This is a genomic window from Planococcus sp. RAB007_Raresut (assembly GCF_057369535.1).
The window spans coordinates 1-245 of sequence record NZ_JBXYIF010000234.1; the positions used below are offsets into that span (position 1 = coordinate 1).

At 56.7% G+C, this 245-nt stretch carries 1 protein-coding gene; it reads right to left on the bottom strand.

From position 1 onward, the window contains the following. Window positions 1-245: ATP-binding cassette domain-containing protein (locus AC2Q9J_RS18390; RefSeq protein ID WP_499042167.1), on the bottom strand; the 245-nt coding region annotated here is incomplete at both ends.

The following is a 245-nucleotide window of genomic DNA, read 5'->3' on the forward strand; positions in this document are numbered from 1 at the left end:
ACAAATCATTTGGATGACGTGCATCCCATGCGTGACGAGGACGATCGTCATTCCGAGCTTTTTATTGATGCTGACGAGCAGTTCGAGAATCGAATCCGACGTCTTCGGGCCGAGCGCGCTTGTCGCTTCGTCACAGAGGAGAACCTCAGGATTGGTAGCGAGCGCGCGGGCGATCCCGACTCGCTGTTTTTGTCCGCCCGACAGTTGCGGTGGATTGCTATCCTCGCGACCAGCCAAGCCTACGA